The sequence below is a fragment of the Ktedonobacter sp. SOSP1-85 genome (assembly GCF_016587415.1).
In the GTDB taxonomy this organism is placed as follows: Bacteria; Chloroflexota; Ktedonobacteria; order Ktedonobacterales; family Ktedonobacteraceae; genus Ktedonobacter.
On the sequence record NZ_BNJI01000001.1, the window covers coordinates 3,368,390 to 3,392,943 of the forward strand.

A 24,554-nucleotide genomic window follows, 5' to 3' on the forward strand; every position below is an offset into this window, starting at 1 on the left:
CTATAGTAACACCATATTCTTCCAGGGAAACAGGTTGTAGAGAATGATGAAGATTCTCGTCATTGAAGATGAAGCAAATATTGCCCAGTTGCTCCGCCTCTATCTTGAACAGGCGGGCTATGCCGTCGTTACCGCCAACGATGGCATCGCTGGTATTGAACTCCATGCACGCGAGAAGCCAGATCTAGTGATTCTAGACCTGATGCTGCCTATGCTCGATGGCATGGAGGTATGTCGGCGTATTCGTACCTGGGCTAATACTCCTATCCTGATGCTCACCGCGCGCCAGGGCGAAGAGGACCGCATCGCAGGCCTGGATTCGGGCGCGGACGACTATCTGGTTAAGCCCTTCAGCCCCCGCGAGGTCATAAGCCGTGTCAAGGCTATCCTGCGCCGGGCAGGCCTCTACTCCAGTCCCGGTGTGGAGGGTGAGGGACATCACGCTGAGGAGAAGAGTGCCTCAGGTGAAGAGCTGAGCTATGGCTCCCTATTGATTAATATACCCGCGCGACGCGTCACCGTCGGCCCACAGGCGCTCTCGCTAACCGTCAAAGAGTTTGACCTGCTGGCGCTCATGGCGAAGGCTCCAGACCGGGTGTTCACACGCGAGACGCTCCTCAATCAGGTCTGGGGCTATAGCTACCTGGGAGATGGGCGTACGGTCGATGTCCACATTGGCACGCTGCGCAAGAAGCTCGAGTCTACGAAACAGGTGCAACAGGTTATTCAGACAGTCTGGGGCGTGGGATATAAGTTTGTTCCTCCAGGCATGGAGTCGTCCTCTTGAGGAGCCAGGCCCACTCTGGCTGGGTATTTGGATGCAGGCAGGTAAGGTGAAGCATGAAGAGGCCTTTCGATATCACACAAGTTGGTCTACGCACCAAGCTTACGCTTAGTCTATTGCTTGTGACCATTGGCGCGATCCTGATTCTCTCCATCGTGATCTCGCTGGCGATCCAAAGTTTTTATCGCGAGGCCCAGCACGACAACCTCCGTCAGAAGGCCATCTATTTTGCTGGCTATTATGAGAATAAATACCGCCAGCAGGGCTATACCTGGGGCAATAAATATGGCACCCTGGTCTCTAGTGAGCCTGAGATTCAGAAAATTGTGGATGCCAGTGGGCAGGATATTGTATGTTTCCAGCCTTATGGCTTCGTTTCTTGTAAAGATCCCACGCTCGGTAATGCTCTGCACAAATCGCTGAACGGACAGGAGGATGATGGCTACTTAAACGTCTCCACTGCCAAGGGGTCCTTCCTGTCAATCTATATCAGTGTTCCCATGAGGATTAATGGACAGATCATTGGTGCCCTGTTTATCTCTGATCCTAAGGCCGACTCGGATGCCCTAATCAATCGCATCAATAGTTCAATCGAGTTGACGGCGCTGATTGTGGGCAGCCTGGTTCTGCTCTTTAGCCTCCTGCTCACGCGAAGCATGACGCGGCCCCTCAAATGGCTGACCCTCGCTGCGGAACAGATGAAGCAAGGGAAATATGCCCAGCGTGTGCCCGTCCCCGCGGCCCAGGATGAACTGGGGCTTTTGGCGCAGACCTTCAATGAAATGGCCGATACTATTGAATCCGATGTCAATGAATTGCGGCGCCAGGAGCAGGCGCGCCGGGAACTGCTTGCCAATATCGCCCATGACCTGGCCACCCCTCTGACAGCTATCCAGGGCTTTAGCGAGGCCCTGGCCGACGATATGATCCAGGATCCGGCTGCGCGCCAGGAGACTGCGCAACGTATTGGGCGAGAGGTACAGCGCTTGCGTCGTATGGTAGCAGATCTACAACAGATGACCTCCCTGGAGTCTGGTCGGACAAGGCTTGACCTGGCCCCACTCTCACTCCATGAGCTCATAGCGGAGACCTTAGCCGTTATTGAGCCAGAGTGTGAGCACGCGGGCATTGTCGTCCATAACGAAACACGGGACGATGTACCCCTGGTACAGGCCGATAGTGATCGCGTTACCCAGGTTTTGTTGAATTTATTGGATAACGCCCGCCGTCATACTCCAGTAGGGGGGACGATAACGGTTGGGGCGCACCCTGGAGAATCGGGGCAGTCTGTGGAGGTCTGGATCGAGGATACGGGTGTGGGCATTGACTCGGCAGACCTGCCGCACATCTTCGAGCGCTTCTATCGTGCCGACCGCTCGCGCACAGGCGCCACTGGTGGTAGCGGCCTGGGCCTCTCCATCGTGCGTGCGATCATCACCGCCCACGGGGGCAAGGTCTGGGCCAGGAGCACACCCGGCGAGGGAACACGTATCAGCTTCTCCCTCCCCATGGCCGAGAAAGCCCTCTTGCCCGCCCAGGTCTAATATAAAAGATATAAGTGACTGATTGGCGGGCGCCAACCCGCCAATCAGTCACTTATATCTTTTTTCCCTAGCCGAAAAATTCATTGGCAGAATGCTTGACTTCGTATATGACCTGTGGTAGTATTAATGGCGTCGCACGGGTGACTAGCTCAATGGCAGAGCATTCGACTCTTAATCGACAGGTTCAGGGTTCGACTCCCTGGTCACCCACCAGGAAACCCGCTTCTCGTGAGAAGCGGGTTTTTGTCGTTACCGAGGCTTTACTGAGCCTATAGCTTGCGGCAGTATTGCGCGGCCTGGGCCAACCGGGTGTATGCCTGGCTGGTATTCTCGCGCAGCGCGCAGATCAAATGCACCGCGCCCGCCTGCTGATAGTCGTACAGGGCCTGTCCAACCTCCTCAACCGTGCCCACAATAACGCGTTCACGATCAACTGCGGCCGGAACCTCTTCCCCTGCCGCCAGAATATGGACGGACACGCCAACGGTCACCCCTGGCTTGCCAGCCTCACGTCCCACCTTCTGGCGAGCCTCCTCAAGAGGTGCCAGGCGTGGAGCAAGGGCTGCCACAGGGCCCAGCCAGCAAGTATTCCAGAGATCAGCGTGACGCGCCGTAAGTTCCAGCATGCGCGGTCGCGAGGCGCCAATCAAAATAGGCGGCCCACCGGCGCGAATATTTCCGGGCGCCATCTCGCACTCTTTGGCGCTATAGTACTTACCCTCGAAATTGACCTTCCCCTCGCGCACCAGCGGAACAATGATGCTCAGTGCCTCCTCGAAGCGACCAGCCAGGTGGTCAAAAGGAAGGCCAAAGGCATCGAACTCAGGCTGATGCCAGCCTGCGCCCAACCCCAGAATCAGGCGACCTTTGCTGACAGCATCAAGCGTCACAGCCATCTTCGCCAGCAACGCTGGATTACGAAAGGCAGTACATAGGACTAAAGTACCTAACTCGACACGCTTTGTCGCTTCGGCCAGGGCGCTCAAAAGTGTCCAACATTCCCAGATGCCACGCGTAGGTTCTCCCTGCGAGCGGAAGAGCAAATGATCATAGAACCAGATAGAATCCAGCCCCTCGTCTTCTGCCTGGAGCGCCAGGGCGCGGATCTCGTCGTACTCCACCTGTTGCCCTTCTCGCTCGGCGATAGGAAGTGCTACACCTATTTTCATGAAGATACTCCTTCTATCAGAATATATACTCATTCTAGCAGCAAGAGCAGCCATTGTGCGAACCCGGGAGCTCTAAAAAGGCATGACAAACGGGGTCCAGGGGCAGCGCCCCTGGCGGGGATTGGGGTGTCCCCAACTTCTTTTTTCTCTTGCCGCCGCAGGCGGCAGCCCAGGGCATAAAACAGAGAAGTCCCTTGTTGATACATAAAGAAATGTTGATAGATACCTTGACATGTGGGAGAGAGATGGATAAAATATAAATAAAGCTTTATATGTTAAGGCTGGACCTCTCCTAGCCGATAATATAGTTTAGGAGGAGAGCTAGTTGGTCGTAAGTGTTGACGAAAGAGAAGCAACTTCTCTGGAGAGTGATAGGCAGTTTATGGAAGACTGGCGCGATCTAAAAATGATGACGAAAGCCCTGGGTGGCGTCGCTCGACTCACCATCGTCTATCACCTGGCCCGCCAGCCTGAGATTTCGGTGACCGACCTGACCGCAATGCTCAACATCAGTCAGCCATTAGTCTCATGGCATCTGCGTAAACTGCGTCGTGCGGGCCTGATTCAGACGCGCCGTACGGGTCGCCAGGTGTATTGTTCTTTAAATCACTCGCGTTTCCAGCAGTGTCTTGAGCGCCTGGGACGGTTAGTAGATCCCTCTCAGATTCTAGAGGTGCTTCCCGTAGGGAATGCTCTCATCGAGGCTGACGCGAGCATGAATGACTAGATGCATTTAAAAAACTCTACGTTTCGACAACATCATACAGATATGCCACCCCTGCTTCGGCATAACGTGCGTTTCCCAGAGCTTTTTCCGAGGTTGAGTATGCGCAGAAGAGGAAAATTTTTTAACAAAATTTACCTGATATTACAAAAACTTTGCGCATTTTACCTTGTCTTAAGAGGGAAACTTAACGCATTCATGGTACTGTCTGTAGTGAAATAATCGGTACGTATGCACTTGTGATATGAAAGGTATAGAAGGAGCTACATGGTTACTCGTGATGGTTACAATGGCACTGGCAATGAGAACAAAGCACTTGATGGCAACACTATTGCCTCGCTTGGGACCGCAGAGTTGGCGCGCCGCAAACAAATGACATTGCAGCAGGCGCAGGCCGCTGGCAAACATGGCAAAGCCGACGTCCACATGCATAGTACTTATAGCGATGGTAGCGCGACGATTGAGCAGATACTCCAACATGTCGAGCATAACACCGATCTGAATGTCATCGCGATCACCGATCATGATGTGATTGAGGGGTCGTTGCGCGCACGTGACCTCTGGCGCGAGGGATCATACCGCTTCGACTTTATTGTTGGCGAAGAGGTGACCACCAAAGAGGGGCATCTGTTGGGCCTCTTTATCGAGAAGCGTATTCCTGCCGGTTTGAGCATGGAGCGGAGCATCGATCTGATTCACGAACAGGGTGGTCTGGCAATTATTGCGCATCCCCTGCATCGCTTCTTCCGCCATAGTTGTCAGCGTACCGTCATGGATCGCATCCACGCCGCGCAAGATGTCTGGTTCGACGGCGCGGAGACCTGGAACGCCAGCTTTTGTGGCATCTATGCCAATGGCGTCGCTATGAGCATCAATCGCCAGCGCTATGGCCTCCCCGAACTGGGCAATAGCGACGCGCACTCCTTGAGCGCCATCGCTAGCGGCGTCACCTGGTTTGAGGGCGAGAACGCGGCCGACCTGCGCACGATGATCCTGGCGGGTCAGACGGCCCCTGGCGGCAAGCTCTGGAATGTAGGGGCGTACGCGCAATGGGTACGCTACCTGATGAGCAAGCAAGGGCGCGAGGCCCGTCGCGAACGAATCAATACCGATATCGCGCAAATCGCCTAAACAAAATAGTAGCCGCGTACGCCAGTAGCGGGCTCCAGGAGCCCGCTACTGGCGTACGCGGCTACTAGGGAGCTACGCCCTGGTGCTGCTCACAAGTTTCTGCTATAATAGGCCACTTATTGACTGTTGCTATAGAACTGCCCTGCCTACAGAGGGGCAAACTTTTTTCCTAAGACTTTTTGGTGGTTAAGCAAGATGCGAAGGAGCGACTTTCTTCCCTCTATGTACCCGGCCGAGACGAGGAAGCGTGGAACCTGTCAGCCATGGCTGCTAGCCAGGTTCCCCCCAACCATGCTGCATAGGAAATTTGTCTGCTTGACAACCATTTTTTAGAGAAAGCCCATCTTCTACCAAAAAGAGCTAGTCCCATCGGGGCGAAGTATGATACAATAGATATATGTTTAGTAGGCGCATACAGCAACGAGCCAGGCAACTGGTAATGTACATCGTACAACCCCTGGCCCGCTCGGGTGTCACCCCCAATATGTTGACCGGCATTGGACTGGTGCTGAGTATTCTTACCGCAGTAGTCATTGCGCAGGGATCACTGGTACTTGGGGGATGGCTGGTGCTGTTTGCGGGCATTTTTGACATGTTTGACGGGGCAATGGCCCGCGTCCAAAATGCCGCGACCACCTTTGGCGCTTTTCTCGATTCGACCATCGACCGCTATTCAGAGAGTATCATTCTCCTGGGATTGCTCATCTATGCGTTACAGCATCCCAATGTACATGACGTGGTCTGGCCTGCTCCCTTTGAGCAAGGCTGGATGGTGACTCTGATTTTTGTTTCTGTTGTCGGATCGCTGATGGTCAGTTACACAAAAGCGCGCGCTGAAGGCCTGGGTATCGAGTGCAAGGTCGGACTTCTGGCTCGCCCGGAACGTGTCATCCTACTGGCTTTAGGTCTTATTACTGGTACTGGTATCTGGGCGCTGGCCCTGCTCGCGGTACTCTCAAATGTAACCGCTATAGAGCGGATGCTCGCGGTCTGGCTGTCTGTTCGCCGGTCCGCACATGCTCAGGTCGCGCAATCGTCCCGACAGCAATCTCATGAGCAACACGATACCAGTAAACCCGAACAGCGTCATTCGATACCTTATACAACCTTGAACACGGGGACGGACAAAAACGTTCAATCGAACCCTCGTCCCTTGCCCTCGAGCGTTTCGCCTCTCAATGAGGGCATAAAACACGAATGATTCTAACGGCATAGACTTTGCGAGATCGGATTAGAGTACAGAGAACACATGCGTGTATAACACGAGGCTGTGTACACTTATGGTGAAGGCCTGCGTGCTTTGTTCGTAAACATCATTCCATAGGGCAGGACTGCTAAGAGTTGATGGAGGGCGGAGACTTGACTACGATGATTCATCAGAAAAGATCTTCACTTCGCCCTGGTACTTTCTTATGCGAAAACCAACTCCCCATGCGGGGGACAGCGCCACTCGCGTGACTAGCGCTCACACGCTCAGGTTTTCAAATAGGTAGTATATTCGCTTACGCACAATCGCATAAATGCTGATGACGCACCAGGTAGGTCGTGAAACTGCATCTGATTGGGATACTTCTAGAGGCCTTTGTTGATAAGCATCTGCCTCAGGGCTGATAGGCTTATCTGGCCTTCCCATTAGAAGCCATCGTGCAGTGTTTCACCCACATCCCTCGGTCGTGCTTCCTATGATGATTCCCTGTGCTCTGTCCGTAGTGACTGAGACTGGAGATCTTAGTGACAACAAAACATTCTCATTCTGATGATCACAATGACGTTGATGCGAACATTGTAGAGCATCCGTCAGACCCCAACTCAACGGTTGAGTCGACCGCATCTGAAACCGCCACTTCTTCTGAGGCCGAGGCTGTGACAGGTTCCTCCTTTCCTGTCGTTGCTGACACTGTTTCTCAGGAGCAGCATGTTGAGGAGGAGGCTCAGCAGCAGGCTGAAGAGCCTACAACTCCAGTAGCATCTTCCTCCACTGATACTGAGGCATCTTTGCCCACGTCAAGTGAGGTTTCTGCATCTGTACCATCCCCTGAGCTGAGCACCGCCTCGTCCGCACACGAGCAGGAAGAGGCTACACCCGTTGCCGAGAAGGCCGAAAGCGTTGCCGATGCCTCTCAGAAGGAGCTACCGACACTCTCAGAGACGGACACAAATCGCGCCGAGGTAACGCAACCGGCTGATGCGGAGATCCCCGCTCAAGAGGAGACGGTCGAAGCCCCGCGTGCGACAGAAGAGCAGGCACAGGAGGCACCCACGACGCCTGAGCAGGAGCCGCTGCCTGTAGTAGGCTCCAGCGAGGCCGAGACGCCTGAGCCTCAGCCCCCAACGGTGATTGAAGTAGATGTCCAGGCCATCGAGGAGAAATTGTCTCCATTTGGTCAGGAAAGCTTTGCCTCGCTACATCCGTCAAAGGAAGACGAGGTTCGCTCCTTTACCTCTTTCATTGAAGAATTTCGCCAGGCCGAGGCCCAGGCGCGCTTTGATGCCTCGCTGCGTGAGTCGCAGCTAGAGGCCTTCGCGCTGCTTTCACCCCTGGCTCAGCGCCAGGTGGAGCGTACGCAGACTGGGCAGGAGCAGGAAGAGAGCCAGGATATGGTGGCAGGAGAAGAGGCGACTAGCTCTACTCCCGTTGCCGAGCCTGAGCGTTTGGACGAGACGATTTCTAGCCCTGCTGACACGCAGGAGACAGTGCCTGAGCGCACGACGGAAGAGGTACCTACAAGCATGAGCGAGAGCGAAGAGAAGAAAAATGTGGAGTCGGTGAAGAGCGAAGAGGAGGGCGCCGCTCAGCCAGTAAAAGAGCGAGCGGTCTCACCTCTCTTGCGCCCGGCCTCGCGTATTCGCTTCCCTCGTCATAGCGCCCGTCACCTGCGCGATGAGCGCGAAAAGGAGAAAGCCGCCTCAAATGAGGCTGAGGCTCCAGTCCAGCCTGAAGCCGAGGCCCAGCCCGAAGCTGCGCCCGCGCCTGCTGAGAGCACACCGCCACGTCCCGCGCGTCGTTATCGCTTCGACCGTCCCTCTGCCTCAAAAGCAGCAGCGGCTAAGCCGGCGCCTGCCACCAGTGGCGCGCCCAGTGCCCTCAACGGGACGACCCCTTCAGCTCCAGCCATGCATGCCGAAGAGCCTAAAGAGACCAAAGAGACCAAAGAGACCCCGGAGATCCGCGCGGTTGAAGCCGAAGCCCAGCCCGAAGTGGCGCCGAAAGCTGCGGAGACCGCAGCGGGTCGCGAAGGACAGACAAGCAAGAAAGCTAATCAGGATTCTACTGCCTCCGAAACAGCGACGCCACCCGTCAAAGAGAATGGGCGTCGTCGAGGACATGAGCGCCAGAAAGAAGTGACAAGCACTATGGCAACATCCCCTGTAGCGCCAAACTCGGATAATACACCAACATATACAACCCTGGCGGCGGCCGTCGAGGAGATCGCGCCTGAAGATCTGCCACCCCTGGAATATTCTGAATTGCAGAAGGCGGCATCTTCGCGTCGTCGTCGTCGCCATCGCCCTACGACAGGTAGCACAAGCGCGCCGGTTACTCCGACGCCTTTAGAGCCAACACCCGCACCAGCGCTAGCGCAGCCAACCGCGCCCGCGCGTGGACAGAGCAATGAACTCGCGACACCAGTGAGCTCATTGCCTCAGTCTCCTTCAGGGATGGCATATTCCATCGTGTCGGGCTACACGATCAACCAGATGAATCATGGCGGCGATCTGCCCGGCCCATTTATGGGACCTGATCCCTCGCCCGCGCGTGGCAGTGTCGTGAGCCGCGATGGAGGACGCACTATTGCCCGTGCCGAGGTTCAGCGCACGCCTTCCTACCCGGTCTCAACGCCTGGCTCGGGTCGTGGCCAGGAGGGTATGCCCAGCGCCGCCGCGTTTAATCACTTTACCAACTCGATAGTGCAGGCCTTGCAGTTGCAGTCAGACCGCCTGGTGACAGAGATGCGCCGTCAAGCGCAGGCTCCCACCAATGTCTCGGTCACCCTGCCTCCTTTCCCCTCGACTGAGCGCGTAGGCGTCTTCGTCGACGTGGCTAACCTGCTCTACTCAGCGCGTACCCTGCGCATGTCGGTTGACTTTGGCAAGCTGCTGGACTTCCTGCGCGGTAATCGCCGCCTGGTGCGTGCACAGGCCTATTGTCCCACCAGCCCCCAGGCCGGTGATGAGCAGATGTTCTTGCAGGCCGTGAAGGGTCTGGGCTATCGCATTACCACTAAGAACTACAAGACCTTCTCCAGCGGTGCGAAAAAGGCCGACCTGGACCTCGACCTGTGTATGGATGTCGTACGCCTGGTTGAGGGGCGCGCGGTCGACTGCGTTGTGCTGGTCAGTGGTGACAGTGACTTTATGCCTATGCTCGACTACTGCTCCGATCATGGTGTGCGCGTTGAAGTGGCCGCCTTTGACGAGGCGATGTCTGCTACCCTGCGCCAGAGCTGTGATCTCTTCGTCAATCTCTCGTTGCTCGAAGAAATTCGCTCGTAGTAATCCCAGAGAAAATATGTTAAAATGGCAGCGGTTTTTAACTCTGCCATTTTTTTGTGCTGATTCAGGATGCATTTTTTTGCTTCACAGCAATAAGAATGCTATACTACGTAACTGGCAGGCAATAAAAAGCATTCACGCTCTCCCTGGGCGCGAGTGTGGGAATAAGCAGGGGGAGAGATGTCCTGGTACGGGTCATTTTTCACCCTTCAAAAGCTGAGGAATACCAGTTCTATATTAGTGGATCTATATGTGACGATTTTTGTGATCGTACAAGCCACCTGTGATAACTGGTTGCTATGTTCACATTTTTATATTTCTCTATCTATAGAGGAGAAAGGACCCTATCGAATGCGTCGCCCGTATTTGCGTGGTAAGTATGGCTGGTTCGTCCAGATTACTCTGCTGCTCTCGCTTGTGGCCATGGTACTCTCTGCTTGTGGCGGTAGCTCAAATGGTGGGAACACCACCGGCAATAACACAACTCCCGCTATCAAGGTCTCCCTGGTAACCGACATCGGCGGCCTGAATGACAATGGCTTTAACCACCTCTCATACGTTGGTTATACCAAAGCCAGGAAAGAGTTGAACTTCGACGAGCGCGTCATTCAGTCGACATCACAGAACGACTATGTCTCAAACCTGACCCAGGCTGCCCAGGCTGCTGACCTCGTCTTCGCCGTTGGCTTCCTGATGCAGACCCCTATCTACCAGGTTGCCAAGCAGTTCCCCAACAAAAAATTCGCCATCATTGATGGCTGTGCCACGGCTCCAGGTCAGTCTGACTGCACCACCCTGCCAAACGTCGCGCCGCTCTTCTTCAAAGAGCAGGAGGCGGGTTGTCTCGTAGGTGCGATGGCGGGCCAGATGGAGCTTGATGGCAAGAGCAAGCTGCCAAAGCTCTCCGGTTCAAATGTTATTAGCGCGGTTGGTGGCCAGGCGATCCCCCCCGTGAACCACTACATCGCGGGCTACAAGTACTGCGCGCAGAAGGTCGATCCCAAGGTCAAAGTTGTGGTTGGCTTCTCCCAGGATTTCGCCAACGTCGCCAAGTGTAAAGACATGGCCCTGACCCAGATCGACCAGCAGAAGTCGGACATCGTCTTCCAGGTCGCTGGTGGTTGTGGTATCGGCGCACTGGACGCCGCCAACCAGAAGGGCGTGTATGGTATTGGTGTCGACGCTGACCAGGGTTACCTGCACAGCGATGTCATCACCAGCGCTCTCAAGCGTGTTGATACCGCTGTCTACAGCACGATTGTCAACTTCTCGAAGAACCAGTACACCAACACTCCTCCCGTCTTCGACCTGAAGCAGGATGGTGTTGGGTATGCGACGCCTTCGAGCGATGTTCCTGCCGACGCCAAGGCCAAGGCCGACGAGTTCGCGCAGATGATCAAGAGCGGCACGCTGACGCCGCCTGCTGACATTCCTGCGGACAAATAAATACGATCAAACGCAAAAGTCGAAAGCGGTTACTCTACTCTGGGTGGCCGCTTTCGACTTTTTAGTGTCTACCTATCCGAAATCCTGAGCACGAAGTGCTAGTCGCGAGAGCGGCGTTGGATTTCGGAATAAGAACCAAGTATGACAACATTGGCATAGGTTTGTTTATTATCAATTTTACTGTAGGCCTTATCAGAAAACCTGAGCGCGGAGCGCTAGCCACGAGAGTGGCGTTGGTTTTCGCATAAGAGGTAGGCTCAGGTAAACGTGTGTGCGAGTGAAGATAAAGAAGGGCGTAATCCCTGACTTCAGACGTACAGGCGTCTCTCATGGGTCAAAAATCCTTAGGCCGTCCTGGCACTAACCTCGAGTACTGTATCCATGGCATGAAGTTGCTTGACTACAGGCTGAGAGCATTCCTCAATAAAGGCTCCAAAGAGATTTTTCCATGCTGGCTCATCATTCCAGATTTCTTCGGGATGACACTGGGCCGCGAGCATAAAGCGATGATCAGGTATCTCCAATAACTCCGCCACACCATCCTCTGCCCGTCCACTGATGATGACCCCGGAACCAGGTTCTTTCACCGCCTGGTGATGTAGGCTATTGACGCCCAGATCATACTTGCCCAGGATAGTAGCCATGCGGCTCTCCTCCTGAACGTTGATGCGGTGGACGATCTGATTGCGCGGCAACTCCCAGTTGGGATGCTTCAAGCTCTGGGGATACTGTGCCTCCAGATCCTGGTAGAGGCTGCCACCCAGGGCCACATTCAACATCTGCATACCACGGCAAATACCGATTGTGGGAAGATTCTCCCGCACAACCCAGCGGACTAGTTCCAGCTCCAAATCATCGAGTTGCGGGTTGGTTTTTCCCAGCATAGGATGTGGCTCTTCATTATAGTGACGTGGATGCAAGTCGATTCCACCTGAGAGTAACAAGCCATCAAGGCGAGGCAGAAGCGTCTGGAGGCCAGCGAGATCGTCAAGAATAGGGATGAGAATAGGGACGCCACCCGCTGCTTCCACTGCCCGTATGTATGCTATGTTGTTGTAGAATATGGGCCGATCCGACTCAGCCCCCACGCCTGCATGGCAAGGTATACCGATTAATGGACGCATTACCAGTTACTGCCTTTCTAAATGTGTTCAAACTCGTTCACATTGATGATTGCGGTGAAAACATCCGCAAGGAAGATCTTCTTATCCGAAATCCTGAGCGCGCTTGTCCCCGAATGGGGGTTGGATTTCGGAATAAAATCATAATAAAAAAAGCGAAACACCAAACTTGCGTTTGTGCGTTTCGCTAGCGGGTAGCTGCTACTTCCTCATTCCACGAAACGCAATGTTCTTACTACAAACCCTGTAAGCTCCAGCCAATGCTGGAGCTGAATAATCATAAGGGTAATTTTTGTCGCAAGAACACGCTGCTGCTTCATCTGTTGTTACCTGACGTTTAAGCTTGTTATGACATTTCTATACAGATGTTATACATTTATCATACAAGTAATGTCAAGAATTGGACGCTTACAAGAGGACCTTTGGCTTATCGAGATGGCTTAGCCATTGCCAAAGAGGGCCTGCAACCACTCCAGCCAGTAGCCTGAGTCACTCTTCGTGGTCCTGGTGGATGCTGTCCTGGTTGTGGTTGTCGTATCAGCTTGTACGACTACAACAGGCTTCTCGCCTGGACGTACATAGCCTAACTGCTGCCTGGCTTCGCTTTCGATTACGGCTGGATCTTTATACTTGTTTACGTCTTTTTTGAGCTGGTCATTGCGCTGTTGCAGGGACTGCAAGCGCAGTTGCTCGCTCTGTACCGTCTGCGTCAACTGGCTATTGGACCAGGCCTGAGCCAGGGTTCCTAGCAGGAGCACCGCGCAGATTAGCCCCGTAATCCACATCAGCGTTTGCTTGAAGAGAGACTGCCTCCTGGCCCGCTGGTGACCGAAGGTCTCCTCCAGACCTATGGCGGAGGTCACATGACCGTAACTCTCCTCGGGGCGTGCAGGAAATTGTGGCTTCCTTGATCGTCGCTGCACAATCGCTCCTCTCAATCGGCGAGACGCCGCGTAACTACCTGCGCCCTTGCCTTTAGTACTTAATACGAAATAAACGCGCTAGAAGTAGCATTTTGTCGGTCCCATGATATGAAGGCTATGTTTGAGCCTCTATGCGCCTGGGAAATGACTTGCTTGCAGGTAAGCTCTGTATCGAATGGTTATTAGAATTTGCTGAATTTGCTGAAATTTAGTGGTGCAAGTTTTAGCTTGATTTCTCGCATCTGCGATGCTTGCCTGGGTAGGCGATGTGTGGTGGACCCTGTCAGTCACAGCACCTGCCCAGGAAAATAACACTACTATATATACTACAACGTCTCGCGGACCGAAAGTATTTCCAGAAACGAGAGAAGGAGGAGGGAAAATGCGCTATCCCCATTCTATGGCAGGAGGGCAGCTTTCCCCTGCACACCGGCGACTAGCGTGTCGTGAGGAGGAGGAGACCCAGGAGATCGAAGCCAAGCAGCACACACAGGAGTCCGAAGCTGATGAGCAAGGCATAGCTCTTCGCGCTTAGTGTTCCCAGGGTGGAGAGTAACTTCTGCAACTCGGATGGCACTATCTGTTTCGGTGCCAGTGGCCCGGTGTGGGGCAATGGGCGAGAAGAAGGCAGCTCCTCAAGCAAGGCGCTGATGCGGCGCATTTCTCCAGAGTTGATGCGCTCTTCCAGCGCTTCCTCAAATGAGCTGTGAAGCTCTTCTTCACTCAATTTGTCGGTTGTAGGGGAAACCCTGGTGGCAGGTACTGGCGCGATCGCAACCATAGGCGCGGTCTCATATCTCTTGTATGCTGCCTCTGATGTGGCCGGAATTTCTTGAGACCACAGGGGCATTTCAATGGCTTCGATTGTGCTGCTCAATGTACAGGTCATTGTGTCTCCTCCTTATTCCTACTACACATCTATTCTCTATACGAGTAGAAGTATCGGAAATATGACGAAAAACTTGCCAATATTGGCCAGATTTGGCGCACTTTTTGCAGCTTTAAGTGGAATCTAATTTTCTACAATCTGCCTTTAAGCTTTTGACCCAAGGATTTTTAGGGTGAAGACCACGCCCTTTTCTCTGGCTGTCCTTACTCTCCCCTTGCCCATCCGCACACTTCGAAAGTCCCCTACTTTCCCTTAAGACTAAAGTCATGCTGAGCTCTTGTTAGACGTGGTACTCTCAGCGTCTGCGACGCTTCGCAGGGGTATAGGATATGCGGTGGAGGTGGGTCGGCTTCGCCGACCCACCTCCACCGCATATCCTATACCCCTGCGAGCCACGTAGTGGCGAGAAGTCCTGATAGTGTTACCTCTTACAGATATAAAAACTTATGTTCACGATTAGAGCAGTGCTGCTATACTAGTCTTAAAGTACCTATTGTGTTACCATCCTAAGGAGTCCATAAATGCTCTTAATGACCGCAGAATCTCCTGCCATAAATTCTATAAATGATGCAAGTGTGTTTTCTCCTGAGCGGGATATAAATGTGTATCTTGAGCACATCTGGAAGAGTTATTTTGCTGATATTCAACCTGTCAACGAGGTCTGTATTGCCTACTGCTATCCCTGGAAGACGCGCCTGGGAGTGATTCGCATGACGTTAGATGAGAACACATCCTTCATTGGCATTAACTCTTTGCTCCAGGTTGCGCAAGTGCCAGAATGTGTGCTAATCACGACAATTGCGCATGAACTGGTGCACTATGTGCACGGCTTCGGCTCTCCACGTCCGCGCCTATATCAGCATCCTCACGCTAATAGCGTTGTTGATAAAGAGCTAGAGCAGCGCTCGCTGGGTGAACAGCTATACCTTTGTAATGAGTGGATTGACAAAGAGTGGTATCCCTTTTATGATAAGCAACAGAAAGCTGGCTGGGTGAGCTGGCTGAGTGCGCGCTATTCTGCGCGTCGTGGTCGTAGGTCGCGCTAGTCCTCTGTGAGTGTAGCTGTTGTTGATATCCTTTCTCCCTTCTCTCTTCTACACTCCTGATCCTGGCAATCAACCTTAATCACTGCTCCAGTGGATGTGAAGGTAGATATGTACTCCAGCTCTTGACATCTCTTTATACCATATGATATATTCATGCTAGCTCCAAAGATGTGTGCCACGCCACCATTGGTGAACAACCAGGTCCAAGCAAATTCCAGGCACACAAATACAAATTCCAAGTGCAAATTCCAAAATTTTACACGCCAACGATGGCTATGTGTTGAGAAGTCGTACATGCTCTTTGGACCATTAGCTGGCACCTCTTACTTCATCAAAGCTACCCGATGCCACAACCACGCTTTACAGGGGAGGTCTGCTCTTCCCGCATGATTGTACTTTCATTAAAAGCTTTGTTTCCAGTCAAAGCTTTGTTTCTTTCCCACCAATTTCATCTAGGTTCAACCCAGAAAGGAGAAGGGGCGCTTTCCTCAAGCAATTGAATGCTTCGCCGCCCTACATACCGTGAACATTGCAGAGTTAGAAGTTAAAACGCTGCCGGAGTTACGTGATATCGCTCGCGACCTCGAACTCTCCGGCTACAGCACCCTCAAGAAACAAGACCTCGTTTTCCGACTCCTCCAGGCCAACACTGAACAGCAAGGCAACATCTTTAGCGCAGGGGTATTGGAGATCGTTGAAGATGGCTTTGGCTTCCTCCGTCAAGAGCGCTTCTTGCCCGGAAATATGGATGTCTATGTCTCGCAATCGCAGATTCGCCGCTTTGGCCTGCGTACCGGTGACATGGTGTCAGGCCAGGTTCGCCCACCCAAGGATAACGAGAAATACTATGGCCTGTTGCGCGTCGAGGCGATCAACGGTGTCGATCCGGAAGTCGCTAAACGGCGACCCCATTTCGAGGTTCTGACGCCGATCTCCCCACGAGAGATGTTCAACCTTGAGACGGGTGCCTCCAACATCTCCGGACGCATCATTAACCTTGTCTCCCCCATCGGTCGTGGACAGCGCGGCCTGATCGTCTCCCCTCCTAAAGCCGGTAAAACCATGCTCCTCAAGTCCATCGCCAATTCCATCACCGCGAACTATGACGATGTGCATTTGATGATCGCCCTGATTGGTGAGCGCCCTGAGGAAGTCACGGATATGAAGCGTTCCGTGAAGGCCGAGGTCATTAGCTCAACTTTCGACGAGCCAACAGAGGCGCATACACGCGTGGCTGAGATGGTGCTCGAACGGGCCAAGCGCCTGGTGGAAGGTGGACGCGATGTCGTCGTTCTGCTCGATAGTATCACGCGTCTGAGTCGCGCCTATAACCTGGCTGTGCAGCCAAGTGGGCGTACCCTCTCAGGTGGTCTCGATCCCAGCGCGCTCTTCCCCCCCAAGCGCTTCTTCGGTGCCGCCCGTAAGATTGAAGAGGGTGGTAGCCTGACCATTATCGGTACCTGCCTGGTTGATACAGGCAGCCGTATGGACGATGTGATCTACGAAGAGTTCAAAGGTACCGGCAATATGGAGCTCGTCCTGAATCGTAAACTTGCCGAACGCCGCATCTTCCCCGCCATCGACATCTCCCTCTCCAGCACTCGCCGCGAAGAACTCCTGCTCGACGAGAAGACACTACGCGCCGTTGTGGTCATGCGCCGCATGTTCGCGACCCTGTCCGATCAGCAAGGCCGCACGGGTCTGGAGGCCATGGAGGCTCTCTTGCAGCATATGTCGAAGACAGGCAACAACATGGAGTTCCTGGCGACCCTCAAAGGGAGCATCTCGTAACAGTCGTTTGACTGCTTCACAATCGCATATTCCCTGATATATACAGCGCTTCACCTCGCTCTTGCGCCTGACTGGTGGTTTGGCATAGCATACTAAATGCTAGTAGAACCACAACGAGCAGGATACCAGCTAGCAGAACTGGCCTTCTCTCGTCTCATCGCTTGAGCGGTCCAGATGGTGGAGCGCTGTATTTTTTGTCAGGAGGTATTGCATGACGACTACTGTGCAGACATTTCAAAACTTCATTGGTGGCAAGTGGCAGGCCGCGCGTGAGGGAAGAACCTTTGCCAACTATAATCCCGCCACAGGCGAAACCCTGGGCCATTTCCCGCTCTCGTCCACGGCCGACGTAGATGCGGCTGTCGCCTCGGCCCGCCAGGCCTTTGAGGGCTGGCGTCTCGTTCCCGCGCCCAAGCGCGGCCAGATTCTCTTTCGTGTTGGCGAGCTGCTTTCGCGCCACAAAGAGGAATTGGCGCGTATCATGACGCGCGAGATGGGGAAGGTACTCAAAGAGACACGCGGCGATGTGCAAGAAGGCATCGACATGGCCTACTATATGGCTGGTGAGGGCCGCCGCCTCTTTGGCTATACCGTGCCCGTGGAGCTACCCAATAAGAGTGGTATGGCTCTGCGCGATCCCGTGGGGGTTGTGGCCTGCATCACGCCCTGGAACTTTCCCATTGCCATCCCGACCTGGAAGATGTTTCCGGCGCTGGTTGCCGGCAATACCATTGTCCTTAAACCCGCCTCGGATACACCACAGAGTGCCTTGCGCCTGGTCGAGATCCTTCAGGAAGCTGGTCTGCCTGAGGGCGTAGTCAATCTCGTGTGCGGCTCTGGTCAGGAGGTAGGCGAGGCCCTGATTCACCATCCCGACGTGGCGGTCATTTCCTTTACCGGTTCGACTGAATCGGGACGTCATGTAGCGGTCGAGGCGGCACAATCGCTGAAACGCGTCTCGCTGGAGATGGGTGGCAAAAACGCCGTTATTGTTCTCGATGATGCCGACCTGGAACTGGCGGTGGAGGGCATTCTCTGGAGTGCCTATGGTACCACGGGCCAGCGCTGTACCGCCTGTAGCCGCCTGATCGTACAGCGTGGCGTGCATGATCACTTGCTAGAGAAGTTGCTGCCGCGTATTGAGCAACTGCGCCTGGGTGATGGTTTGGATGAGCAGGTAGATGTCGGGCCGGTGATCAATGCCAGCCAGCTTGAGAAGATTCATGCCTATGTCGAGATTGGCCAGGGCGAGGGAGCGACCCTGGTAACAGGTGGAGCGTGTGCTGAAGGCGAAGGGCTGACTTCCGGGAATTTCTATCGCCCGACGCTCTTTAAAGATGTGCGCCCGGAGATGCGCATCGCCCAGGAGGAGATCTTTGGCCCGGTGCTCTCCGTGATCGCGGTTGATACCTTTGACGAGGCCATCAAGGTCAACAACCAGACGCCCTTTGGTCTCTCCAGCGCGATCTATACCCAGAACATCAACAACGCCCAGCGAGCCATGCGCGACCTGACCACGGGTATCCTCTATATCAATTCCGGCACAACGGGAGCCGAGATCCAACTTCCCTTCGGCGGCACGCGCGGCACCGGCAACGGTCACCGCGAGGCGGGCATCGCCGGACTGGATGTCTTCACCGAATGGAAGGTGGTCTACACCGACTACAGCGGCAAACTCCAGAAAGCCCAGATTGATAGTTAAAGTCTATACACGAAAGCGAGGGACCTGCCCGCGGGCAGGTCCCTCGCTTTCGTGTATAGACTTTGAGTGTATGATCTGCTAGCGCTCGGCGCGGCCTTCAACCTTGCCGCCGGTGCCCTCGACGAGATTCTTGAGGGATTGCAGGGCGTGATCCAGGCTTTCGTTGATGGTTTGTTCCTGCGAGCCGGTGCCCTCGTGCAGTTCGCGGCTGATCTTGGGCGAAGGCTCGAAAGATAGATGAACAGTGACCTCGGTCGGGCCTTTGTTTTCATCACCTTTGGCCGCGAGCCAGCCGCGATAGCGCTCTTCGCCTTCCGCGCCCCATTCCATACGGTTCTTGCTCTTGTCAACGCGGAAGAAGCCCTCCGAGTCGTAGTGGTGCCCATGAGCCTCGCCCTCGACGTGTACACGCTCGCCCTGCTGTGGCTCCGCGCGCTTGGTTGTCGGCAGGTACTTGGGCAGATTGCTCACATCCGACATGAAGTCTTCTACCTGGCGCCTGGGTGCCTGGATCTTAATAGAGCGCTCATATTCTCCCATGGTGAAAATCTTCCCTTCCTGGTGGAGGGCTGATGGACAGCCCCGGTTCTGCTTAATGTGTTATCTCTTCCTGGTGATGCCTGTGCACAGGCTGTGCTGCTCGCCTGTCACTGCTACTATCAACATACACAGCGCACCAAGTGAACCGGGTCTACCTATATGCTCCCCCCTTTTATACGCGCCTGATGCGTAGTGCCAGCAGTAGGCCAAAGGAGACGGCGAGCAGCACTACGGCCAGGGCGATAGCTTTATCCAGGTCGTCCTGCGAGGCGAGATAGATGGCGGTGGGCATCGTCTGGGTGATGCCGGGAAAATTGCCCGCGAAGGTAATCGTCGCGCCAAATTCACCCAGGGCGCGCGCCCAGCTCAGGCCAACTCCCGCCAGGAGCGCGGGACGAATCAGCGGGAGGGTCACGCGCCCGAAGGTATACCAGGCGGAGGCCCGCAGTGTATAGGCCGCCTGCTCGTAGCGCCGATCCATCTGCTCTAGCCCGGCCTTGGCGCTATTGATAAAGAAAGGGGCGGCGATAAAGGTCTGGGCCATAATGACGGCGACGGTGGTAAAGGGGATGCTGATGCCAAAAGTACGAAGATAGCTCCCAAGCAGTCCCATGCGTCCAAAGGTCAATAGCAGGGCCACGCCCGCGACCACTGGTGGAAGAACGGTTGGCATGGTTACTAAGGTTTCCAGAAAGCCGCGCCCACGAAATTTACCACGCGCCAGGAGATAGGCCACGGGCAGGCCAAAGATAACGGCCAGGAGGGTACTCACCGTGGTTGTGAACAGGCTGATTTGTAGGGCCTGGAGGATATCTGGCTGTTGCAACTCGCTCCAGACGACAGCAGGGGCCTCGTGAAAGAGCAGCGCGACCAGGGGAATACCCAGAAAAAGGAGAAAAAGCGCGCTCAACAGTCCGATGCCCAGGCGAAAGAGGAGGTTTCCCCCGCGCCCTCGCCACTGCCCTGTCCGGTACATGAGATGTTGCTTGCTTGACTGCTCCATATGCCCTCTCCTTTATTAACTATTCACGCTGATAAAGTGGTAGCGTGTGAGAATGGCCTGGCCCTGCGTAGAGAGCACGAAATCAATGAACGCTTGCGCATCCTGAGCATGTTTCGCGTCTTTGGTGACAGCGATAGGGTACTCGGCGATGACGTTAAGGGTATCAGGGATGTCAATAATCGTTACCTTCGACGAAACGGCCTGCGTGATATCCGTCAGGTAGACAAAGCCCGCGTCAGCCTCGCCCGTCTGTACCTTTTGTACGACAGCCTTGACGTTCTCCTCCTGAGAGACAAAGTTGCCTTTGACGGCGCTCTCATAGCTGCTGCCGTAGTCGGTGGACTTGCCCATCTTATCCAAAACCTGCAACATATACTTTCCAACCGGGACAGAAGGGGCCGCGACTACGATCTTCTTGCCTTTCTGGGCCAGGTCCTTCAGCGCTTGAATTTTGCCAGGATTGCTGGATGGAACAATGACCGCCAGCTTGTTGCGAGCAAAAACCTTGCTGGTGGTGACCAGGCTGGCATCGCTGGCCTTCTTCATATTTGTCTGATCGGCTGAGGCGAAGATATCGGCGCTGGCTCCATTGGCGATCTGCTGCTCAAGGAGTTGCGAGCCATTGAAATTATATGTGATGTTCACGTTGGGATGCGCCTGCTTATACTGGGTGGCTATATCCTTAAAAGACTCGGTAAGCGAGGCAGCGGCGAAGACATTGAGGGTCACAGGCGAGGTGCTCGTCGTATTTTGTTTGGTGTTCGTCGATGTGTCCGTGCCTCCGCAGGCCATCAGGAGTAGTGTAAATAGTGACAATAGGATCGATAAGCTGCGATATTTGCGCACCATGATGAGGACCTCCTTATCCGAGCGCAGGCGTGATACATAGGGATGTTTGCATCTTAGCCCGTCAGCTCGCGTCTAGCTTCTTATACTCAGCAAACAAGTACTCAATGATTGAGTATACGAGCAGGGCTTATGGAAGTCAAGGTTAGATTTTTATTGTATGTGGCGCTGGCTGGCGAATGCCGCCAGCCAGCGCCACATACAATAATTTGTTTAGAAGGTGCTATGAGGATTGCAAGGGACGTATATGCTTGGGGACTCTGACCCACCTAAAGTGTCTGGAGCGTTTTCTGGACGGAGGCTATATTCTCCTGTACTGCCAGGGCGTATGTGTTCATGCTGAGGGCTGAGAAGACCTGAAGTGCGTTCTCGTAGCAGGTGATGGCGGCTTGCAGATTGGCGCGGATGTCGCCGATCTGAAGCTCACGCAGGGTGTTACCACTGTTATTCTGTGTCGCGGCCCATTCGAGAGGGAAGGTGGTGGGGGTATAGACCTTGTGGGTTGCCTGATAGAGGGCGATAGCCATCTCCAGATTTTTCTGCCGGTTGCCTTCCTGATATTCGCGGTAGGCGTTGGCCAGGTTGAAGACCAGGGAGGCCCATTCTATGGGAGCCGCCTGGGCGAAGTCGACCTGGAGCGCGGCCTCATAGTGTGATATCGCATGGTAGAGGTTACTTTGATGATCACCATGGGGAAGCTCGGCATAGGCAAAGCCCAGATTGCTCTGGGTTTTCTGCCAGTCCAGGGGGTGTAGCTCTGGCTGGTAGATCTTGAGAGCCGCTTCAAAGCTGGCAATCGCATGCTCAAGGTGTTCCTGGCGGACCTCGGGTTTCTCGTCTTGCAGGTGGCAGTAGGAGGTGCCGAGGTTGGTCTGGGTCGCGGCCCACTCCAGGGGCGTGTACTCGCTATTATAGACAAGTAGGGCCGCACGGTAGCAGGTAATGGCCTTCTGAAGGTGCTCCTGGCGCTCTTCTAATAAGGAGCCGTACGCGCCTCCCAGGGAGAATTGTACACGCGCCCAGTCAAAGGCGTAGGCCTTACGATTATAGACGGTGAGCGCGGCCTCAAAGTTGCTGATGGCCTGGTGTAGGTGCTGCTGGATATCTCCACTCTCCAGGCGGCTATAGGCCTGTCCCAGGTTGCTCTGTACATTGGCCCAGCCAATAGGAAACTGCTCACGTGTATAGACGCGCAGGGTGTTTTCAAAGCAGGTAATGGCCTGGCGCAGGTTCTCCTGCTCATTCCCATCTGGCATGTCCAGGTAGGTCAGGGCCAGCATATTATTCGTCTTGGCCCACTCGACAGGATGTTCCTCAAGCGTATAGACCTCAAGCGCATTCTGGAATTGTTGAATGGCTTTCTCCAGGCGTTCTTGCTCATTTCCTTCCGGCAGCAGGTTATAGGTAATACCGAGATTGGTCTGCGTGGAGGCCCATTCCAGGGGATATGTCTCGCGGGTGTAGACGCGCAGGGCCTGGCTATAACAGTCAATGGCCTGGCGAAGATTGGCTTCTTCGCCCTCGCCTTCGCCTGGGGGGAGATTACGGTAGGCATTGCCCAGGCTATGCATGATGTCGCCCCAGTGCTCCGGTGTATGCTCATAGGTATTGATTTCCAGGGAGGCGCGATAGTGCTCTATGGCGCGGCGCAGGTGTGTCTGCCTGTCTCCACCTGGGAGAAAGGCATAGACATTGCCCAGGTGCTGATGTGTCATGGCCCAGTTTTCTGGAGCGCGATCTCTGGTGTAGACTTTGAGCGCGTTCTCGTAGCAGTTAATGGCCTGTTTCAGTGTATCGTAGCGATCTTCGTTTGGCAGGAGGCAGTAGAGATTGCCCAGGCTATTGTTGACCATGGCCCAGGCCAGGGGATAGTCCTGTAGCGTGTAGACTTTGAGTGCGTTCTGGAAGTAGAGTAGGGCTTTTTCCAGGCTCTGGCGCGTATCCTTTCCGGGCAGTGAGAGATGGGCCAGGCCTAATCCATACTGGGCCTGCGCCCACTCGCCCGGCGCTTGCTCACGTGTGAAGATCTCTAGTGAGGCTTGATAGCAGGCAATAGCCCGCCTGAGATTAAGCTGGCGATTCCCTCTCTCCAGGCTGCCATAGATCTCGCCCAGCGCGTTTTGCGCGCGCCCCCACTCTGTGGGTGTCTCATGGATACTATAAAGCTCCAGGGCCTTTTGCAGGCAGGCTATCGCTTTATCCAGGTAGTCCTGGCGCTCTCCTTCTGCCTGTTTACTATACCATAGGCCCTGGGCATAGAGGGCCTGGGCTTCCTCGTGCTGCTGCTTCTCGCTCATCTTCTTCTCTACACTCGATGCACTATCTCTACAGCCTACGCTACGTGTTGACTCCTACCAATCCGGTAACGTGACTGCCAATATGTGTCTTTTCAGATTGTACGAGTCCACCCCCACCTTGTCAACAAATAGCTTGCTGGGTGAGGTAACTCACTTTTGGCTTATGAGCTGTTTCATTGTTGCGCGTGTTGAGGTATGGTATGCTGAGAGCATCTTAACGATATATGTTACCTCAAACAAAAAGTTGAGTTTAATAGAGTGAATAGTTTTACTTATAGATATTTCAGTGGAGGCAATTGATGGACAATAGTCAATCACAGCTTACAGCTATTTTAACAACGTATTTTATTGTTGTAGGCGTTATTGCGCTTGTCAGTATTGCGATTAAGCTTTTTGTCTGGTGGAAGATTTTCTCGAAAGCAGGCTATAGCGGCGCGCTGAGCCTGTTAGTGGCTTTTGTTCCCCTGGCGGAGATTGTGTTGCTTTTCTACCTGGCGCTTGCTGAATGGCCGGTGCTTCAGGAACTGGCGGCGTTGAGACGTGGCTCTGGTTTTGGCGGGTATCCGCAACAACCACCGGCTGGTCCTGGCTATCCGCAGCCACCAGTCGGCCCCGGCTATCCATCATACCCTCAGCAATGATCCGCGCTTACCCATCAATACCCTGATGGATGAGCTTCAAGCGAGAGGAGCCAGAACCAATGTCAAGGTTCTGGCTCCTCTCGCTTGCTTGATACGCATTTTTACCTATCCTTTGCGGTATGTTTACATGCATATAACTTTCCTTTAACACGACCTCGTTAAAATAAGTATCGTTGAAGGAAACAAACGAGCACATTGAAGCGCGCTGGACGGCGGGTCTGTATCGACAGACTACTACTTACGGCACCCCCCGTCGCCCTCCTTGTGTTCCTCGCAATCCATGTTGCCCTACGGGGTGGCATGCTCCTGTATGCGACGCATGCTCTAGCGGTCAAGAGGATGCGCTCGTTTGCGAGCGAGAGGTCTGCCTACTCGAACCTCTCGCTCCTGGTGGTTAGAAGGTATATCTCTTGTATTCTCAGCTTATCCTCCTCACCTCTTGACACTACCCCTGCCGTGTCAT

At 54.2% G+C, this 24,554-nt stretch carries 19 protein-coding genes and 1 tRNA gene; 12 read left to right on the plus strand and 8 right to left on the minus strand.

The annotated features are described in order from the left end of the window. Nucleotides 1-43 precede the first annotated feature (43 nt). The 3 genes from KTE_RS14040 to KTE_RS14050 all read left to right on the plus strand — a co-directional run bounded on the left by KTE_RS14040 (nucleotide 44) and on the right by KTE_RS14050 (nucleotide 2,541). Complete coding sequence (locus KTE_RS14040) at nucleotides 44-787, plus strand: response regulator transcription factor (RefSeq protein WP_201381857.1); 744 nt, start codon at nucleotides 44-46, stop codon at nucleotides 785-787. 53 nt (nucleotides 788-840) lie between these two features. Then, entirely contained in the window at nucleotides 841-2,328 is a 1,488-nt protein-coding gene (locus KTE_RS14045) for a cell wall metabolism sensor histidine kinase WalK (protein ID WP_201381858.1), read from the plus strand. A 138-nt stretch (nucleotides 2,329-2,466) separates the two neighbouring features. Further along, nucleotides 2,467-2,541, plus strand: a tRNA-Lys gene (locus KTE_RS14050). Nucleotides 2,542-2,597: 56 nt separating this feature from the next. On the opposite strand, the gene KTE_RS14055 is transcribed toward KTE_RS14050, so the two are convergent. Continuing rightward, a complete protein-coding gene (locus tag KTE_RS14055; protein WP_201381859.1) occupies nucleotides 2,598-3,497 on the minus strand; it encodes an LLM class flavin-dependent oxidoreductase in 900 nt (299 codons plus the stop codon). Between the two features lie 325 nt (nucleotides 3,498-3,822). On the opposite strand from KTE_RS14055, the gene KTE_RS14060 reads away from it, so the two are divergent. The 5 genes from KTE_RS14060 (at nucleotide 3,823) to KTE_RS14080 (ending at nucleotide 11,292) form a co-directional block, all read left to right on the plus strand. Next, nucleotides 3,823-4,224 (plus strand): helix-turn-helix transcriptional regulator, encoded by a 402-nt coding sequence (locus tag KTE_RS14060; protein WP_201381860.1) that lies wholly within the window; start codon nucleotides 3,823-3,825, stop codon nucleotides 4,222-4,224. A 264-nt stretch (nucleotides 4,225-4,488) separates the two neighbouring features. After that, on the plus strand, nucleotides 4,489-5,352 hold the full coding sequence (locus KTE_RS14065) for a PHP domain-containing protein (protein WP_201381862.1): 864 nt from the start codon (nucleotides 4,489-4,491) through the stop codon (nucleotides 5,350-5,352). A 439-nt stretch (nucleotides 5,353-5,791) separates the two neighbouring features. Next, complete coding sequence (locus KTE_RS14070) at nucleotides 5,792-6,553, plus strand: CDP-alcohol phosphatidyltransferase family protein (protein WP_201370118.1); 762 nt, start codon at nucleotides 5,792-5,794, stop codon at nucleotides 6,551-6,553. Nucleotides 6,554-7,083: 530 nt separating this feature from the next. Next, nucleotides 7,084-9,846 carry an NYN domain-containing protein gene (locus KTE_RS14075; protein ID WP_201381864.1) on the plus strand — a complete coding sequence of 921 codons (2,763 nt, stop codon included), beginning with the start codon at nucleotides 7,084-7,086 and terminating at the stop codon, nucleotides 9,844-9,846. Between the two features lie 351 nt (nucleotides 9,847-10,197). Beyond that, complete coding sequence (locus KTE_RS14080; RefSeq protein ID WP_201381866.1) at nucleotides 10,198-11,292, plus strand: BMP family protein; 1,095 nt, start codon at nucleotides 10,198-10,200, stop codon at nucleotides 11,290-11,292. A 344-nt stretch (nucleotides 11,293-11,636) separates the two neighbouring features. Here KTE_RS14080 and KTE_RS14085 read toward each other — a convergent pair whose 3' ends face one another. The 3 genes from KTE_RS14085 to KTE_RS14095 form a co-directional block, all read right to left on the minus strand. After that, a complete protein-coding gene (locus KTE_RS14085; RefSeq protein WP_007912885.1) occupies nucleotides 11,637-12,416 on the minus strand; it encodes a gamma-glutamyl-gamma-aminobutyrate hydrolase family protein in 780 nt (259 codons plus the stop codon). A gap of 437 nt (nucleotides 12,417-12,853) precedes the next feature. Next, entirely contained in the window at nucleotides 12,854-13,336 is a 483-nt protein-coding gene (locus KTE_RS14090; protein ID WP_201381868.1) for a septum formation initiator family protein, read from the minus strand. 436 nt (nucleotides 13,337-13,772) lie between these two features. After that, nucleotides 13,773-14,225 (minus strand): hypothetical protein, encoded by a 453-nt coding sequence (locus KTE_RS14095; RefSeq protein WP_201381870.1) that lies wholly within the window; start codon nucleotides 14,223-14,225, stop codon nucleotides 13,773-13,775. Nucleotides 14,226-14,827: 602 nt separating this feature from the next. Between KTE_RS14095 and KTE_RS14100 the strand changes: the two genes are divergently transcribed. The 3 genes from KTE_RS14100 to KTE_RS14110 all read left to right on the plus strand — a co-directional run bounded on the left by KTE_RS14100 (nucleotide 14,828) and on the right by KTE_RS14110 (nucleotide 18,764). Beyond that, complete coding sequence (locus KTE_RS14100) at nucleotides 14,828-15,271, plus strand: hypothetical protein (protein ID WP_157507109.1); 444 nt, start codon at nucleotides 14,828-14,830, stop codon at nucleotides 15,269-15,271. Between the two features lie 522 nt (nucleotides 15,272-15,793). Then, complete coding sequence (gene rho, locus KTE_RS14105) at nucleotides 15,794-17,062, plus strand: transcription termination factor Rho (protein ID WP_201381872.1); 1,269 nt, start codon at nucleotides 15,794-15,796, stop codon at nucleotides 17,060-17,062. A gap of 211 nt (nucleotides 17,063-17,273) precedes the next feature. Further along, on the plus strand, nucleotides 17,274-18,764 hold the full coding sequence (locus tag KTE_RS14110) for an aldehyde dehydrogenase family protein (protein ID WP_201381875.1): 1,491 nt from the start codon (nucleotides 17,274-17,276) through the stop codon (nucleotides 18,762-18,764). 78 nt (nucleotides 18,765-18,842) lie between these two features. On the opposite strand, the gene KTE_RS14115 is transcribed toward KTE_RS14110, so the two are convergent. The 4 genes from KTE_RS14115 to KTE_RS14130 all read right to left on the minus strand — a co-directional run bounded on the left by KTE_RS14115 (nucleotide 18,843) and on the right by KTE_RS14130 (nucleotide 23,450). After that, nucleotides 18,843-19,304 carry an SRPBCC family protein gene (locus KTE_RS14115; protein WP_201381877.1) on the minus strand — a complete coding sequence of 154 codons (462 nt, stop codon included), beginning with the start codon at nucleotides 19,302-19,304 and terminating at the stop codon, nucleotides 18,843-18,845. 172 nt (nucleotides 19,305-19,476) lie between these two features. After that, nucleotides 19,477-20,307, minus strand: coding sequence for an ABC transporter permease (locus KTE_RS14120; RefSeq protein WP_201381879.1), 831 nt, complete (start codon nucleotides 20,305-20,307; stop codon nucleotides 19,477-19,479). Between the two features lie 15 nt (nucleotides 20,308-20,322). After that, nucleotides 20,323-21,156, minus strand: a complete 834-nt coding sequence (gene modA / locus KTE_RS14125; protein ID WP_201381881.1) for a molybdate ABC transporter substrate-binding protein — start codon at nucleotides 21,154-21,156, stop codon at nucleotides 20,323-20,325. A 266-nt stretch (nucleotides 21,157-21,422) separates the two neighbouring features. Next, nucleotides 21,423-23,450: a hypothetical protein gene (locus KTE_RS14130; RefSeq protein ID WP_201381883.1), complete on the minus strand. Its 2,028-nt coding sequence runs from the start codon at nucleotides 23,448-23,450 to the stop codon at nucleotides 21,423-21,425. Between the two features lie 299 nt (nucleotides 23,451-23,749). Between KTE_RS14130 and KTE_RS14135 the strand changes: the two genes are divergently transcribed. Continuing rightward, nucleotides 23,750-24,091, plus strand: coding sequence for a hypothetical protein (locus KTE_RS14135; RefSeq protein WP_201381886.1), 342 nt, complete (start codon nucleotides 23,750-23,752; stop codon nucleotides 24,089-24,091). Nucleotides 24,092-24,554: the final 463 nt, after the last annotated feature.